Genomic DNA, 15,394 nt, shown 5'->3' on the forward strand with positions numbered 1-15,394 from the left:
TATCCCTTAAAATACAGTGATCACGTCAGTCCGGCTTGAAGAGCGGTATTGCGGCGTCGAACACTGCTTTTGGTAAAATGCTAAGCTCGGTCGCCGCATATGGCAGATGTGGGAAATGCATGATCGTGAGTTCAGCGACGGCTTCAGCCTGTGCCCTGTCGCGCTGACGTTTGAGTGGCTCGCGATCTTCACGTTGAGACACCCAAAGTTTATGCGCGGCAAAAACGCGTGGATCAGGAGAGACGATACGCAAAGGCTCGCCTTTTTCATCTATCGCGATAGCCTCGAACTGACGCGCGTTTTCGAGCCATTCAAGACCAACGATCGCGGCAGCGACGAGCTCGTCCTCATTGTCTCCGATGCGTTCACGGCTCTCCTTCCAAACGGGTTTGGGGAGCGGCTTGATGAGATCGACCAGATAGCCATCACGGTTGATCGCTCGGAAGGTGGAGCGTGTTCGCTCAAACGACCTATCAACCTTCCTCAGGAGGTCGATAAGGGCGCCCTCCTTCAACTCGCCATCTGCCAGGATTTTCAATGAGCGTCGGGCATCCATTAGCAAGTCAATATCGCCGGTGGTCGTAATGCCGGGATCCACGAAAACGCCGGCGGCGGCCTCATAAGCGTAGATGGCGTTAGTGCCGGCGACACGAATGCCCGTGCCAAGCAAGCCAGCATTGTCGAGTGCGCGGATAATTCGAGCCGTAAGAAGCGGTACACGGCCAAGACGCAGTGCTCGATTGACCGCAGCTTGCCGATCCATCTGAACCTTTCGCGCAGCGAGCACGTCTTGGGCGGCTTGCCGGGCGGTTTCCCATTCGACTTTTATCACTTCGGCTTCGGGAGAACGGCGCCCTTCGACCTTTTGGCGCCGGGTTCCGGTCGACGTGTAGTAGCTGCGCATGAGATGCTCGACGTCGCCGACCTTGTGCCAGACGAGGGAACCTCGGAAGCTCTTGGCTTTAGCGGAGGCCTGTCTGAGCGCTTCGTAGCGCTGGTCGGAATTGACCTTTTCCCGGCGTTGGTCGTTATTTAGTTCAATAAAATCAGACATATCAACATAGGTGCCCATTTTTTACCGAAACTGTTGCAAATGAGCCTATCCTGCAATCGGCCCTGTTGCAACAGTGCTGAGGCATTTCACCTTCATCTGTTGATGCTAATGATATTGCTCGCGAATTCACGATTTGTGCGTCGAAGCTTACGTTCCCGAACCGCATGGGACGCGATGCGCACGGCGCAGCAGCTTGATCGACACCTAAACGGCGCGATGACACCGCGCGAAGCGGAGAGTGCGCGCCAAGCCAAGACGCGGGGGTCTATCGCTGAAATGAAACCGGACGTTTCGCCAAGCACGTCTGCTCGGTCAGCATTCCCCTGGGCTCTATGGATTACGGTTGCCGCAGCCTGTCTCTCTGCCGCTTCAGCCTATTGGCACGGCTACCGGATCAACCTGACGCCGAGCGAGTCGATGGGTCTCTGGCGGAGACCTGGTGTTCATTTGTCCGCCGCCATCGGCCGAAGTCCAGCAAGCGAAGAAGCGTGGATATTTCCGCTTACCGTCATGCTGCCGGAAGCTGCGTTGGGGTTCTGGACGCCGACCACCGAGCGCGCCTGGATCGCAGTACTTCAGGGCACCGAACTGATCGTCGTAGCTGGTTCCATGGTTGCCGACCTGGGCGGGTATGACAACGTGCTGATTGCGATCTCGGCTGCTCGCGGCGCGGTCATCTATCGCGAGCGCATGCCGGTCCCGGAATCGATGTGGCAGCCGTGGTGCTCGTGGTCGGGAGCGTGCGAGAGCACGTACATTTCTTTGCAAACCCGGTCGTCACCATCGGCTCCCATCGGGTCGATCCGCTGATTTGCTACGAGCAACTGATCGTCTGGCCGATCTTGCAGTCCATGCTCCATAGCCCGGATCCTATCGTTGCGGTTGGAAATGGCTGGTGGACAGATGGCGCTTCGATCGTCGCCATCCAGAGGGTAAATGCGATCGCGTGGGCGAGGTTGTTCTCAAAGCCGCTCGTCTTTTCCTGCAACACCTAAGCATCATTGGAGCCGCCATGCTCGATGCAGCACCGATCAAGGAATGCGCCGATCCCTCGCTGAACCCGGCAATCGTCCAACACTTTGTCGATGCCGCCGGCTCCGCCGTTACCGTCAGGCAGGGTGGCCGCCTGCTCCTTGTTCAGAAGGCGGCAACACCGGAAGCGGCCATTGCGATCGCAAGGCAATATCCAGGCGATGGCCTCCCGACGCAGTCGGCTCCAGGCGATTCGGGAAGGTGGACGAACTCGGTGCTTCCGGGATGCGGATCGATCTTTCTCGGATTGAGAGAAAATTGATGAAAAATCTGGCAGGTTTCGTCCAAGTACTGACGAGTAGCGAAGGCGCGATCGACAAAATTGGCTCATGTCGCCTTCTCACTTGCTTGCCTTGATCTTGGCTCGCAGGTGACAGGATTTGGCCAGGATTATCTTGCGAATCGGGCGTGTGGACCTATCTATCGGTCGATATCACAGGGAGGAATTTCATGACGAAGCGCATTTTGTTTACCGGGGGAAGCGGCAAGGCGGGGCGCCACACGGTTCCGTGGTTGGTCGACGCGGGCTATGAGGTCCACAATGTCGATCTCGTGCCGCTCGACAGCCCAGGCGTCACCAATCTTCAGGCAGATGTGACGGACGCAGGCCAAGTCTACAACGCCTTGACCATGCATCGTGATTTTCCCGATCTTGATCGCGGCAAAGGCGCCCAGCCTTTCGATGCCGTCGTGCATTTCGCGGCCATTCCTCGAATCCTGATCAAACCTGACAACGAGACGTTTCGCATCAATACGATGAGCACCTACAATGTCATTGAGGCGGCCGCAAAACTCGGCATAAAGAAGATCATTATTGCCTCAAGCGAGACGACCTATGGGGTCTGTTTTGCCGAGGGGCATCGCGATTTTCATCGGTTCCCGCTCGAAGAAGATTATGACGTCAATCCGATGGATTCCTACGGTCTCTCCAAGGTCGTAAACGAGAAGACGGCTCGGGCTTTTGCTGAGCGTTTCGGCATAGATATCTATGCGCTGCGCATCGGGAACGTCATAGAGCCGCACGAATATGAGCGGTTCCCCGACTTTTTTGCCGATAGCAGCATCCGCAAGCGGATTGCATGGAGTTACATCGATGCTCGCGACCTCGGTCAGATCGTCCATCTTTGCATCGAAAAGAACGGGCTCGGTTTTCAGGTGTTCAATGCTGCAAATGATACTGTATCCGCCAACACGCCTTCGCGCGAGCTGGCCGCAGAGCACTTTCCGAATGTTCCGTTCACGCGCGAGATCGGTGAGTTCGAGGGTTTGTTATCCAACCGAAAGATTCGCGAGGTTCTCGGTTTCAAGGAAGAGCACAACTGGCGGCGCTACGTGCAGCGGTGACGCGCCCGATCAGATGATCGGGAAGCTCAAGGCGCGACTTGCCGTTCAGCGGCGCGGTCGGCTCGGTCAATCTTCGCAGGAGATTGAACGTGCCATTGAGCAGTGGGAACTGGCGCTGGAGGATAGGGTGGCGGCGGACGCGGACATGGTCGGGCCTCGGCCCACAGTCAACACAGACCGGGGCCGAGGCCAAGCCTTCTCGCCAGCCGTTACCGGATCATCCGCGCCGCCATGAGGACATTCACGACCTCGACCCTTGTGTTTGCCGCGGCTGCGAGCACCAACTTCCTGAAGGCGGTGACGTCTGAGACCGAGATTCTGGATGATGTGCCCGCGTCGTTTCGGGTTGTTCGCCATCTCCATGCGGCTCTTCGCTCATTGCGACATCTCATTCTTATCGTCAGGACGTTTCACAAGACGCTGCAGGGCTTGAAGGCCGGCGGTAATCGGCGGAGCGAAAGCCATAATCCCAAAGTATGCCGCGTAGTAGATATTTGAGAAAGGCCCATGAACACCAAATAGAGCTTCGCCACCCCCGCACCGGCCGCCCCTGCAAGGCGTGTTGTAAAATATCACCGTCAGACCATCCCACAAAACTAGCAACGGCACAACGCGCACCAGCCACTGGCGGAACATCTCCGGGTTGGGGATCAGAGGACGAAATTCCACGTGCCTTTGCGGATCCATGCCGACCTGGATCGTTCGCAAAAAGACAGCCAATATGACGACGAGAGCGGCTGCCGAGACTTGCGTCAGCAATACGGACACGAGCGGCCCTATCGGTGGGGCCAGAAGATACACCGTCCCGGCAACGATAAAAGCCGCAAGAGCTATGCAACTGCCCAACGAGCCCACGGTCAGACCTTTGCGCGTAATCAGCGCGTGCAGGAAAGAGATCACTGCCGCTATGGTCGCCAGCCAAGCAAATGGGCCGACTACCCAGGGAAATGGCGGCCAATGTCTGGGGAAGAGGAACAGTATGATCCAAGGGGCGGCGATTATGACGGCGAAATGTATCCAGGTCAGCTCAGCCTGGTGTGAGGCGTTCTTCTTGCGAGCCTTCTTGGATGCCTTCTGTGTCCTCACCACCGACCGCTGCGGCCTCCTCACGTCAAATTCTCCATTTGTGATCAGGACATCACATACCCTGGGGCGCCTCAGTGACGAATGGGGCCACCAAGTTCGAGATCAACATCATTTGGATCGTCGCCAGTCGATTTCAGAACTGCGATTCCCTCTTCCGTTCGGACTTTACAATCAACCTTGGAAAGGCGGCCGACAGTACTCATCACCAGTTTGCATTTTTCCTGGCCCTTTAGCGAGCGCCTCATATAGACGCCCCTGACCGAGATCGTGCTTGAATCCGTCTTCCTCCCACTAAAGCTGACGTCGCCCCGGTCCGTTTTCGCAATGACCGATTCCTCGCCGACCGGGAAGTTCTGCATGTAGAGCAACCGTTCACATGGATGATCAAGCTCGTCGCCGAGCCTGACGTAACAAAATCGGTGCGACGAAGGATGTTTCGGCCTCTCTGTCGCGTGGCTCACCGTTGGAGAAACGACAGCAACCACCGCGCCGACCGCCAAAGCGAATCTCATCATCACATCTCCAGCTCTTCGTCATCATTAGCGGAGGGCGAGAAAGTCGATGGCCAGATTTCGCTAAATGGTAGCGAGCGACCGCCGTCAGTTCAGGCGCGCAATAGCGTCGTCGAGATTGTCGATCGCGAGCTGTTCATGGGCGATCATACCGTCAATATCGATGTCACTGTTGACCTGTTTCGCAATCGCGGCTCGCATCTTCATCTCAAGCAGTTCGTCGCGATGCGCGATCTTTTCGTCCCTGATTTTGATGAGCTTTAGGCGAAAATCATCATTCATCTCAAATCTCTCCGCTTCGGGTCAGCTATCCGAAGCTCCCGAATTTACGTTCGCCTTCCGGATTCGACTTTACAAGGATCACTCGTGCCCGCGGCCGCGATAGGTGGTCGGCACGCCGGCTGCCTCGTGGCATTGCGCGAGGGTCTCCAGCCACGTCGCCAATCCGGCCGGCACTTCGACATTGCCTGCCTCCAGCGCCTCCACCCATGACAGGTCGCATTGCAGGGCGCTTGCCAGATTGATCGGCGTCCAGCGGATATGCAGAAGGCATTCGGAAAAGCGCTCTGGGGTCATGATCATCCAATTCCTGAAGATGCTTCAGGGTGTCAGAGGACGGCGCAAAGTCAAGCGAACATGCAGATCCGACCGCCTGGGGGCAGCTCTACAATGACGAAATTTGTTGCGGTCGCAGTCGTGGCGCTTGATGGAGCGTCTTCGATCCTCACCCGATGTCATCGGCACCGGTTTTATCGGCGCAAGGAGGAAGCTCTTTGGGGCACCGAGATCACTTGTTCACCCGAGCGAGACGCAACGCATATGTCTCCAATCGGCTGTACTAAAATTGCGATTCTAGTATAGCCGCAGCCTATCCCTTGACGGGCGGGGGAGTTTAGAGACCGTTCGGAGAGAGGCCTGCACCCGCAGGCCTCTCAGCGCCTGATGCTTTATGCCTTTGGCTTGCGCCCACGCTTCGGCTTTTCGGCGCTCGCTTCGCCCGACACTTGGCTTGTTTCCGTCGCCTTCACGGTCGCCGGTTTCCGCGTTGCAGCCTTCGCCGCAGGCGCCTTCACCTTTGCCTTGGCGCTATTCAGAAGCGCGGCACGGCGCAAACGGTTTTGCTCCAGCGCCTTCTGAAACGAAACGTCGTTGTCGGCATGCTGTGCAAGGTCGTCGAGGAACTCTGCAACTTGTGCCGTGGTTTCGACGACGACATAGCTTAGTCCCTGCCCGGCATCGATCGAATCCCGGCCGATGGTCACGCCAAAGCCGCCGGGGGCGCGCTGAAACCAGGTCGACCGCCATTTGTTGAAGCCGGCGCCGTCGCTCTCAAACTCGGCCAGATAGGCCTTCTGCTCGGCCACTCTCGCGCGGAAGGCGTCGACGGCACTGCGTGTACCAGCCTTCGGCTTGTCGGACTTCTTGGCGGACCATTTTTCCAAAAAACTCGTCATTGTGCTCGTCTCTTTTGCTCGTTTTCGTCATCAAACCATTTTGCAGTGCGACATGCCAATCAGGCCTACCGCACCTGCCTGCCTGAGCGTTCTACAGAATAGACGTAGGATGGCAACAATGTGAGCTATCGCAAATATGTGCACGATGAGGTGTGGTGGCTTACGACATCGATCAGCCGATATCGGTGGGTATCAATCCGACCCATCCGGTGATGGGGTTTTCACGCTGCGGCCTGCCCGCTAAAGTTTACGCATAGTTTTTGGTCGGAAGCGCAATGACGTCACAACTCGACATGTTCTCCGGAAACCCACCGCCACGCCTATCGGGGGCAGCGAGCGCGCATCGGCAAAAAGCCGGAGCCACTCCGGGCGAAGAGGATATGGTTCGCATGCTGGAGGCAACCGGCCGCTACCAGATCCTGCGAAAGCTTGCGCCCCGTGAGATCGTCGCGGCAGCAAGGCCGGGTTATCCGCTCAAGGGCATTATCCTTGACACGGAAACGACCGGGCTCGACGCACGGAAGGAAGAAATCATCGAAATTGGCTTGATCGCCTTCACATTTAACGAGGGAGGCGAGGTCGGTGACGTCACCGCCGTCTATGGTGGCCTGCAGCAACCGAGCACGCCGATTTCGGAAGATATCACGAGGCTTACCGGCATTACCGATGCAATGGTCCGCGACCAGATGATCGACATGGCGGTGGTGCGGGCGCTGGTCGAGCCGGCCGATTTGATCATCGCCCATAATGCCGGCTTCGATCGCCCCTTCTGTGAAGCCCTTTCTCCGATCTTCACCCGGAAGGCTTGGGCATGCTCAAACTCGGAGATCGAATGGGGGATGAGGGGCTACGAGGGTACCAAGCTTGGCTATCTCATCAATCAGAGCGGCTATTTCCACGTTGGCCACCGAGCGGTCGACGATTGTTTCGCATTGCTGGAGGTTCTGGCTCATTCTAGGGGAGATGGCGATCGAGCGCCCTTTGCCGAGCTATATGAGGCAAGCAAGCAGTCGCGGGTACGCATCTTTGCGGAAAATTCGCCCTTTGATCAAAAGGACCGCCTGAAGGCAAGAGGTTATCGCTGGTCCGACGGCAGCGACGGCCGCCTGAAATCATGGTGGATCGAAGTCGCCGAAGAAGCGATGGAGGATGAGCTACGGTTCCTGCGAAGCGATATCTATCACTGGGACGAGGCTGATCCGCCGGTCCAGCGACTGACGGCTTTCGATCGTTTCAGGAGCCGAAATTAGTCTCCAAACAGATCTTCTGCGACATGCTCATCCGACATGGCATACTCAGCATGGGCATTCGCTACATGGATGCTCACTTGCTGGTGGCGGAACAAGATCTGTTCTCCCAGACACGCTAAGGTCGAACGGACAACGAGCATCGTGCGTTTACCCAAGTTGGCGATAGCATGCGCAGATGGCAACTGACGCAGCGAACAACGTGACCGAAGCGAACCAACGCGCCTAGAACGCTGAACGATTCAATGCATGACTGTCGGCCTTTGGCAGTCCGGAGGCTGAAGCGGCGAGAATCGTGGCCGAACCTGAACGCGTTCTCCGCCGCCTCTCCCCGCATCTTGGAGAGGTCACAGGCGACCGCATTTGCAACGTGCAAGGCTCTCATGGCCGCATTGCGGTAGCACTGACCCGGGATTGGAGCGAACCCCTCGGGCTAGACCACGGGAGACGGAAAAACTGATACGCTCGGTGGGCCTCAATCGGAGAAGGCTCATGAAGTCACGAGGTCCATATCGGCGGCATTCGACACCGTTCAAGCTGCAGCTCTGCCAGGATATTCGAAGTGGTGTCATCGGACGGAGAGAGGCAAGGGCGGAAATCACTTGGGGCGACTATCAGCTTTCAACTTCTCCAAAAGGTTCTGTCGCAAAACGGTATCGAGGTCACGGATGTGGAGCATGCACTGGGGCTCAAGCAGCAATAAGTTCGAATTGCTCGGCGCATTGCGTTGAGCTGCTGTCTGTCGGCAACGTTTCCTCAACTCTAGCATGCTAGGAAAGTCCTTTTGGAGGATTGAAATGTGCTTGGCCATGGCCGCGCTGAGACGGATTACCTGAGGCACCGATGCTCAAGATCGCCGCGCTAGGGTCGTACTTTTATCAATCAGCTCTCGCCTTCTGTCTCCTCATCGCAGTCTCCCACCTGCTCGCGGCGCCGAGCTACGTCGCCTATTCACTGTTCATCTCGATCGTCCAGTTCGCCGACATCGCCTGCTTTCAGTGGCTCCGCTCCGCCTGCAGCCGTTTCTATCCCGGCCCTGACGAAGAAAGTGAATTGGCTCAGCGTGGCGTCATCATCGCCGAGTTCATTGCCAGCGCCGCCTTGTGCCTTCTCGGAGCGCTGGTCGCACAGCTGTTAGACGTTCCACTCTGGCTCGGGCTGACCGGCGCCACCGCAGCGATCCTGCAAGGCGGCGGTGAATTGCATCTGACCATGCTGCGCTTTCGGCAGGAGTTCAGGCTGTTCTCTTGCCTCCAAGGTGCACGTGCGACGATCCAAGCGGCGACGACGTTAGCCGGTGCCGCGCTAGGTGGCGATCTCAAGCATGTGGTGGCTGGTGTCCTGGTGGGAAACTTAGTCTACTGTACCTTAGCCTGCGTCCTGTCGCGTCACATCCTGCCCTGGTCGCGCGCCCGCGGCGGTAAGCTCGTCAAGCGTCATCTGGTCTATGGTGGTGTGTCGGCCGGCGCCTCAGTCGTCGGGGTGCTGGCACCGCTCGGGCTCAAGACAATCTTTTTGAGCGGGCTAGGACCGGCGGGAGCGGCCGGCCCGTTGCTGGCGCTCGATCTGCTGCAGCGGCCATTCGGCATGATCATCGCCTCGCTTCAGGCCGTGCGTTACCCTGAGCTGGTGGCACGCTTCGACAGCGAGGGCAGCTCTGAAGACGTCCAGGTCGAGCTCGGCCGCTACTATGCTCTGCTGACAGGCTCCGCCCTGCTCGGCGCCGCTGGTCTAATCGCTCTACTTGGGGCCGCGACAGCGACCGTTATTCCGCCTGCTCTGCAGGCTTCCTTCGCGCAAACGGCGCCGTTCATCATGCTGGTGGCGTTGCTTCGAGCCCTCACTCAAACTTTACTGTCGACGCCCGCGCACCTGCAACGCCGCTTGCCCGCCATCGTCGGATTGGCGGGCCTCGACTGCATCTTGACCTGCGCCGGAGCCTTGGTGGCCGTGGCGCTCTATCCCGGCGCCGGTGCGGCCATCGCCGCCGGAACCGCCGGCGGAGCGGCAGCGGCAGCGGTCTTCGGCGTGTTCATGCTGGGCCGACAACCTTTCGTTCTGCCCTGGTGGCCAGTGCTTGCATCTGCCGCGGCCTTGATCCTTGCCTGGCTGAGCGCAGGTTTGTTTGCAGGCAACCTCCTGCTAGCAACTGGCGTCGCCCTTGCCGTCGCGCTCGTCTTCGGCGCGGCACCCTCTTTCATCTTCCTCCGCTGGATCGCACGTTGAGGCATCATGACTGACACGACACCAACCCAACCGACTGTTATCATTGTTGGCTTCGCCACCTCCGGCCGCCGCGAGGTTTTACGAGACACACTCATCCAGCTCGATCGGCAGGAACTGCGCCCGCAACGCATCTTGATCTGCCCGTCCTCCAGCGATGACGTCGATTGGGATCATGCGGCAAGCCTGACAATCCCCGCAGAGCGCATCGATGGCTCTCGGGGGCTAACCGCTCAGCGCAATGCCATCCTTGATGCGGCCGGCGATGTGGATCTGATCGTGTTCCTCGATGACGATTACCTGCCGACGGATCGCTTTCTTGCCGAGGTCGAGCTGATATTCCGGCAAAATCCGGATGTTGTCGCGGCGACCGGTCATGTCCTTGCCGACAGCGTCCATGGGCCTGGAATCGGATTGCAAGAGGCGCTCGCGATTTTGGCCGACGACCAGCCGCCGGAAAATGGCGATATCCGTCCGGTGGAGAACACCTATGGCTGCAACATGGTATTTCGTATGACAGCGATCCGGCGCGCAGGCGCGCGCTTCGACGAGAATTTGCCACTCTACGGCTGGCAAGAGGACGTTGACTTCTGCAGCCAGCTCGCAGACGAGGGGCGGATCGTGCACGCTACGACGTTGCGTGGCGTCCATCGGGCCGTCAAGCTTGGCCGCACCTCGGGATTGCGATTCGGCTACTCACAAATCGCGAATACAGTGTATCTGGCGCGCAAGGGTACGATGCGCCGCGTTCGTGCCTTGCGCCTGTCTTCCGCGCCCCTGATAGCCAACATCGTTGGTAGCCTGCTGCCCCAGGGCCGGATCGATCGACGCGGCCGCCTTAGGGGAAATTTGCTGGCACTGCGGGATCTATTGCTAGGTCGCCTCGACCCGCGACGCATCCTGTCGCTTGACTAAGACCTCGGCCTGGGTTTCCTCCGATCGCGCGTCCAGCGCGACGGTCGTCGTCGTCGGATCGGACTTTTGAAGGCGCGCGTAGAAATCGAGGTGAGCGAGGGCAGCCTTGTCCCAGAGCCTGGCGAGGTCGACGCCGATCGCCTCTGCTTTGCCGGCCTGGGCGACGAGAACGGCCTCTGCGAAGCGGTCGGGGGTGGCGTCGACTGGACACAGGACCGTCGAAGGGTTGTCAATCTTCGCCTTCAGCGCCGGGGCGAGTGCGAATTCGTCCGGCCTCTCGGCTTCAGTCGAAACCAGCGGGATCGCGAGTTGGCTGACCGCCAGAAAGCTGCCACGCCGCGTACTGATCCCGTCGGTGAACGGCAGCAGGAAGACGTCGGCGGCGGAAAGCGTCGCCATTAGCGCGCCCTCGTCGTCGATCCGGCCACGGAAATCGAGCCAGTCGGCGACGCCGAGGTCGTGTGCCAGTGCCAGGAAGGCCTCACGATCCTTGGGCTTATCCCAGAGGAAATCGCCGCAAATCAGCAGGCGCGCCTTAACGCCACGTTTGTGCAGCGCTTGCGTGGTGCGCAGCAGGACGCCGGGTCGCTTGCTTGCATAGAGCACGCCGAAAAAGCCGATGACGATGTCGGCTTTGCCAGCGCCGGAGCCACGGAGCTTAGCCCGCTCCGCGGCGACTCTCCGAGGATCGATCCGCGCCGGCATGATGTTGGGACCGATCGGGATGACCGGGGCTGCCTGCTTCTTCGCTTTGCCGACCAATAGGGTCGTCCGGAAGCTCTCGCGCTGCTGCGGCGAGACGAAGATGAAGCCGTCGCAGGCCAAGATGTCAGGCACCATCGAGAGATGGCGCAGGCAGTTGAGCGAGGTCCATTCGTGCAAGGTGATGGCAATCCGTCCCTTGCGTGTCATCAACCGCGCCGCCATCAGGGCCGAGCCCGGCACGACTTTGTTGCCCCAGCCCTCGATCGGCAGCTGCAGATGCACAATTCGGTCCCGACGCAACTCCTCGGCAATGGCGCCAATGAAGGCAATCGGCTGTTCCGGTTCGATTGTTCGGACCGCGACAAAACCCGGGCGCAGTGCATTGATGGCGTCGGCGAGGCGATGGGCATAGTCCATCACCGCGCAGGTGACGGGCCGCGCGGAGCCGAAAATGACGACGGATGGGGCGGGAGATGAGGAGTGCATGCGCCTGTTACCCTACCGATGGTGGAGTACATGCCATAGCACAACTTTCCTAACATTGGGTTCATCCCCGCAAAGGCACCAAATGTGATACTGGATTTTAGTCGTGTGCTAACGCTCGTTGAAGGGTGCAACCGCAATTTGACGACCGGGGAGCCGCCCCGCCAGAAATGGCTCTGATGAGGTTGTTGCTCTATTCGAAGTGGTGAGATCAAGCACCTTCTGACTGTCCGTAGCTTTGGTGATTGATGGCTTCGCAGTATCGCGCTTCTCTCCTGGATCGGCCTGCGTGGCCCTCCCATTGTCCGACCAGAAGAATGACGCAGAACAATCTAATCGGCGACCTGATCGCAAAAAACGACCGTACCGAGACAACCACGCGAGCACCCCCCATACGTCGTCCTGCGAAGGACATCTTTCCACCAAGTGCGGGATCTTCTTGTCTCCTTTGGTTCCTGTCACCTTGGTTGCCAATTACGCAGCACCAGGCACATCAGTCCCGCACCTTGCATTCGACCTGGTTGTTGTCAAACATGAGTTGGTTTCCTCCAGTATCGGTCACGATCTGGCCGACATAGGCGCCGGTTGCCCTGTCCCGCTGCGCCGAGATCACCATCCTTATCCGGCTCCTCTCAGCGTCATCCATAGCGATCAAGAGCAAGTTTCCGTCGCGGAAGCTGAATTCCGTGACTCTCGTGGGGTAATCAAAATCGATCGAAGGAAGATCGGTAAGTTTTTTTGGCACCTCGAAGACCAACTTTTGATCTTTTGGATACAAGCAAGTCACCGACTTCGCGGAAGCCGCGTTCGGTTGAGTGATTGCCAACAATATGATGCCGATGGTCATCGAGTGTTTCATCTGTCATCCTTCAGAGCGATATGTATTCCGAGCTGTTTACGGCTGGCGATGCGAAAACACTGAATGCGATCCTGTGCCACAAGGCAGCTTCTGTATTGAACGTACACGCAGACCGCCGTTCAGAACACGGCGTTGAAACCAACGTTGAGCCCTACGGCAGGCGCATTGCCGTAAGATGCGCGAGAAACTCCGGCGGCGACACTCACGGTCGAGCGGGTGCCGATCGCGAACGAATAGGAGCCGGCCAGGAAGGGCCGCACATTGTTGCGATCGAGCGTCTCGGGCTGCGTGAAGCTGGTACGGCCGGGAATGGAAGATGTGCCGGTCAGCCCGGTCACGCTATGATCGAGATCGGTGACGACACCAGCCTGGAGACTGATACTCTGATGCTCGCTGATCGGACGGGAGCCACCAAGCGAGAATGTAGCAGTGGTCAGGCGGCCCGAAAGCTTGCCATACCCGATCGGGAAATCGGCATCCGTGTCTTCGTTGTACGCGGATCGATCCATGCGATAGGTGTCGATCGAGGCCGATGGCGTGAGGAGCCAGTCTCCGGCCACGAAACCGTAGCCGATACCCGCCCGTGCCCCGAAGGTGGAAAGGCCGGCGCTCCCTGCAACCGGTACGACATTGTCGAGGCTAAGACCGCGTGTGATGAAGGCATGGGTCTTATCGTAGCCGATCGCGAGATCGGCCTGGAAGCCCGAGTTGACCGCCCCGCCCGCGCTGTAATGCGACCATAGACCGAAGCTCGGCGCGGCGTCGATATTGAAAGCCTTTCCGCTGATCCTGCCTTTTGCCGTCATCGCGATCGTGCCGCCGACGGCGATCTGATCGGTGATGCCGTAGCCAAGTGCCATCGTACCGGTCAAGGCGTTCTGCTGGTCCGAAACCGTGAAACCCGACAGTGACGTGCTCAGGCACCAATGTGAGCCGGCGGCAGCACGGCACTGTGCTCCGAGCACGCTTCCCATCTCGCTGACCTGCCGGTCGAAGGCGATCGCACTGGCGTCGGCGATGTTCGGCACGGAAAGATAGAGATTGCCCAGATCCTGCATGACGGAAGGCTGGGTTCCGACGCCGCCGGCATTTCCGCTACCATTGCCTCCGCCGTTGCCGCCGCTCCCACCACCGTTGCCAACACCGGGCAGCCGCACGACAAAGGCTCGGGTATAGCCTACTGCGGTTTTGGATACTCCCACAACGACCGAACCGTCGGCACTGACGGAATTGGCTTGACTGAAATTGCCGCCCAAAGTGCCGAGATCGGTAGGCGTCGTCGCGCCGTTGGCCCAGACGGCGGCATGTTGGTATCCAAGAAGACTGGCAGAACCGACAATAACATTGCCGTTAGCGCTGACAGCATAGGCATAGCTGTTGGGGCCGCCCAGCGAGCCGAGGTCCGTCGGCGCGGTGGCGCCATTGGTCCATGAGGCTGCATGCGTATAGCCCGTCGCAGTATTGGCGTTTCCTACGATGACAGATCCATCAGCACTGGCGGCGACCGCTTGGCTGAGGTTGCCACCGAGTGTCCCGAGATCAGTGGGTGTGGTCGCACCGTTGGTCCAGATGGCGGCATGTTGGTAGCCGAGATGGCTCGCGGAACCGACGATGACATTGCCGTTGGCGCTAACGGCATAGGCATAGCTGTTGGGACCGCCCAGCGAGCCGAGATCGGTTGGTGTGGTGGTACCATTACTCCATGAGGCTGCGTGAGTATAACCGGCCGTGGTGATGGCAGCACCGACGATGACTGAACCGTTAGCGCTGACGGCATACGCTTGGCTAGAATTGCCTCCTAGCGTGCCCAGGTCGGTGGGGATGGTTGGGCCTCCGGCTTGCCATGAGACCGCATGGCCGTGACCGGTCAGGTTGTCGGCAATGCCTACGATGACGGAGCCGTTGGCGCTGACTGCGGTAGCCTGACTGGATATGCCGCCGAGCGTTCCGAGGTCTATAGGTATGGTCGCTCCATTGAGCCACGACACAGCATGCTGGTTGCCGACTGCGTTGTTGGCATAGCCCACGATGACTGAGCCGTCGCCACTCACTGCATTGGCCTGACTAATATTGCTCCCTGGTAGCGTGCCGAGATCGGTAGGCGCAACCGCCCCATTAATCCACGATGCAGCATGTTTGTAGCCGAGGAGGCTGGCATCGCCGACGATGACGGTGCCGTCAGCGCTGACGGCATAGGCATCGCTGAAAGTGCCCCCTAGCGCCCCCAGGTCGGTCATCGTGGCGGGCCAGTCGCCTGCGTCGGCCTGTCTTGTTCCGATGAAGACAACAATTGTCGCGGAGGCGAGAAGAACAATCTGGCGCATCTTACATGACGAAATTAACTTCGACCGTGCGGGGGCGAAATATGCGGCCTGAGCCGGAAAACGGAAAATCAAAGACATACGACCTCGCAACATCAAACAGGCGCTTGTGAATTCCGGAGGTCGTTCAGGTATTAATGCCGTCATTCCGCCTTCGGC

General features: G+C 58.8%; 15 protein-coding genes and 1 pseudogene. 7 read left to right on the forward strand and 9 right to left on the reverse strand.

What is annotated here, in order from left to right; all coding sequences use genetic code 11:
* Nucleotides 1-25: 25 nt before the first annotated feature.
* Nucleotides 26-1,072, reverse strand: a complete 1,047-nt coding sequence (locus tag QD461_RS23725) for a GSU2403 family nucleotidyltransferase fold protein (protein ID WP_414089936.1) — start codon at nt 1,070-1,072, stop codon at nt 26-28.
* Nucleotides 1,073-1,228: 156 nt separating this feature from the next.
* On the opposite strand from QD461_RS23725, the gene QD461_RS23730 reads away from it, so the two are divergent.
* From QD461_RS23730 to QD461_RS23745, 4 genes and pseudogenes are all read left to right on the forward strand, one after another.
* Nucleotides 1,229-1,864 carry a nitrilase-related carbon-nitrogen hydrolase gene (locus QD461_RS23730; protein ID WP_414089937.1) on the forward strand — a complete coding sequence of 212 codons (636 nt, stop codon included), beginning with the start codon at nt 1,229-1,231 and terminating at the stop codon, nt 1,862-1,864.
* Nucleotides 1,795-2,049, forward strand: coding sequence for a nitrilase-related carbon-nitrogen hydrolase (locus QD461_RS23735; protein ID WP_414089938.1), 255 nt, complete (start codon nt 1,795-1,797; stop codon nt 2,047-2,049). The genes QD461_RS23730 and QD461_RS23735 overlap by 70 nt, the downstream gene beginning before the upstream one ends.
* Nucleotides 2,050-2,066: 17 nt before the next feature.
* Nucleotides 2,067-2,255, forward strand: a pseudogene (locus QD461_RS23740) (conjugal transfer protein TraH); the annotation flags it as partial.
* A 281-nt stretch (nt 2,256-2,536) separates the two neighbouring features.
* Nucleotides 2,537-3,430, forward strand: coding sequence for an NAD-dependent epimerase/dehydratase family protein (locus QD461_RS23745; protein ID WP_414089939.1), 894 nt, complete (start codon nt 2,537-2,539; stop codon nt 3,428-3,430).
* A 375-nt stretch (nt 3,431-3,805) separates the two neighbouring features.
* Here QD461_RS23745 and QD461_RS23750 read toward each other — a convergent pair whose 3' ends face one another.
* From QD461_RS23750 to QD461_RS23770, 5 genes are all read right to left on the reverse strand, one after another.
* Nucleotides 3,806-4,519 carry a hypothetical protein gene (locus QD461_RS23750; protein WP_414089940.1) on the reverse strand — a complete coding sequence of 238 codons (714 nt, stop codon included), beginning with the start codon at nt 4,517-4,519 and terminating at the stop codon, nt 3,806-3,808.
* A gap of 68 nt (nt 4,520-4,587) precedes the next feature.
* Nucleotides 4,588-5,031, reverse strand: coding sequence for a hypothetical protein (locus QD461_RS23755; RefSeq protein WP_414089941.1), 444 nt, complete (start codon nt 5,029-5,031; stop codon nt 4,588-4,590).
* A gap of 84 nt (nt 5,032-5,115) precedes the next feature.
* Nucleotides 5,116-5,310, reverse strand: a complete 195-nt coding sequence (locus QD461_RS23760) for a hypothetical protein (RefSeq protein WP_414089942.1) — start codon at nt 5,308-5,310, stop codon at nt 5,116-5,118.
* Between the two features lie 78 nt (nt 5,311-5,388).
* Nucleotides 5,389-5,604: a hypothetical protein gene (locus QD461_RS23765; RefSeq protein ID WP_184707679.1), complete on the reverse strand. Its 216-nt coding sequence runs from the start codon at nt 5,602-5,604 to the stop codon at nt 5,389-5,391.
* Nucleotides 5,605-5,975: 371 nt separating this feature from the next.
* Nucleotides 5,976-6,482: a hypothetical protein gene (locus tag QD461_RS23770; RefSeq protein ID WP_414089943.1), complete on the reverse strand. Its 507-nt coding sequence runs from the start codon at nt 6,480-6,482 to the stop codon at nt 5,976-5,978.
* 275 nt (nt 6,483-6,757) lie between these two features.
* Here QD461_RS23770 and QD461_RS23775 point away from each other — a divergent pair, with 275 nt between their 5' ends.
* The 3 genes from QD461_RS23775 to QD461_RS23785 all read left to right on the forward strand — a co-directional run bounded on the left by QD461_RS23775 (nt 6,758) and on the right by QD461_RS23785 (nt 10,867).
* Nucleotides 6,758-7,732: a 3'-5' exonuclease gene (locus QD461_RS23775; protein ID WP_414089944.1), complete on the forward strand. Its 975-nt coding sequence runs from the start codon at nt 6,758-6,760 to the stop codon at nt 7,730-7,732.
* Between the two features lie 840 nt (nt 7,733-8,572).
* Nucleotides 8,573-9,955: a hypothetical protein gene (locus QD461_RS23780; RefSeq protein WP_414089945.1), complete on the forward strand. Its 1,383-nt coding sequence runs from the start codon at nt 8,573-8,575 to the stop codon at nt 9,953-9,955.
* Between the two features lie 6 nt (nt 9,956-9,961).
* On the forward strand, nt 9,962-10,867 hold the full coding sequence (locus QD461_RS23785) for a glycosyltransferase family 2 protein (RefSeq protein ID WP_414089946.1): 906 nt from the start codon (nt 9,962-9,964) through the stop codon (nt 10,865-10,867).
* Here the strand turns inward: QD461_RS23785 and QD461_RS23790 are convergent.
* The 3 genes from QD461_RS23790 to QD461_RS23800 all read right to left on the reverse strand — a co-directional run bounded on the left by QD461_RS23790 (nt 10,826) and on the right by QD461_RS23800 (nt 15,238).
* Entirely contained in the window at nt 10,826-12,058 is a 1,233-nt protein-coding gene (locus QD461_RS23790; RefSeq protein WP_414089947.1) for a glycosyltransferase, read from the reverse strand. The two genes, QD461_RS23785 and QD461_RS23790, sit on opposite strands and share 42 nt — an antisense overlap.
* A gap of 490 nt (nt 12,059-12,548) precedes the next feature.
* Nucleotides 12,549-12,902: a hypothetical protein gene (locus QD461_RS23795; protein WP_414089948.1), complete on the reverse strand. Its 354-nt coding sequence runs from the start codon at nt 12,900-12,902 to the stop codon at nt 12,549-12,551.
* Between the two features lie 131 nt (nt 12,903-13,033).
* Nucleotides 13,034-15,238, reverse strand: coding sequence for a hypothetical protein (locus QD461_RS23800; protein ID WP_414089949.1), 2,205 nt, complete (start codon nt 15,236-15,238; stop codon nt 13,034-13,036).
* Between the last annotated feature and the right edge of the window lie 156 nt (nt 15,239-15,394).

Source organism: Rhizobium sp. BR 314, assembly GCF_047445805.1.
In the GTDB taxonomy this organism is placed as follows: domain Bacteria; phylum Pseudomonadota; class Alphaproteobacteria; order Rhizobiales; family Rhizobiaceae; genus Rhizobium; species Rhizobium lusitanum_B.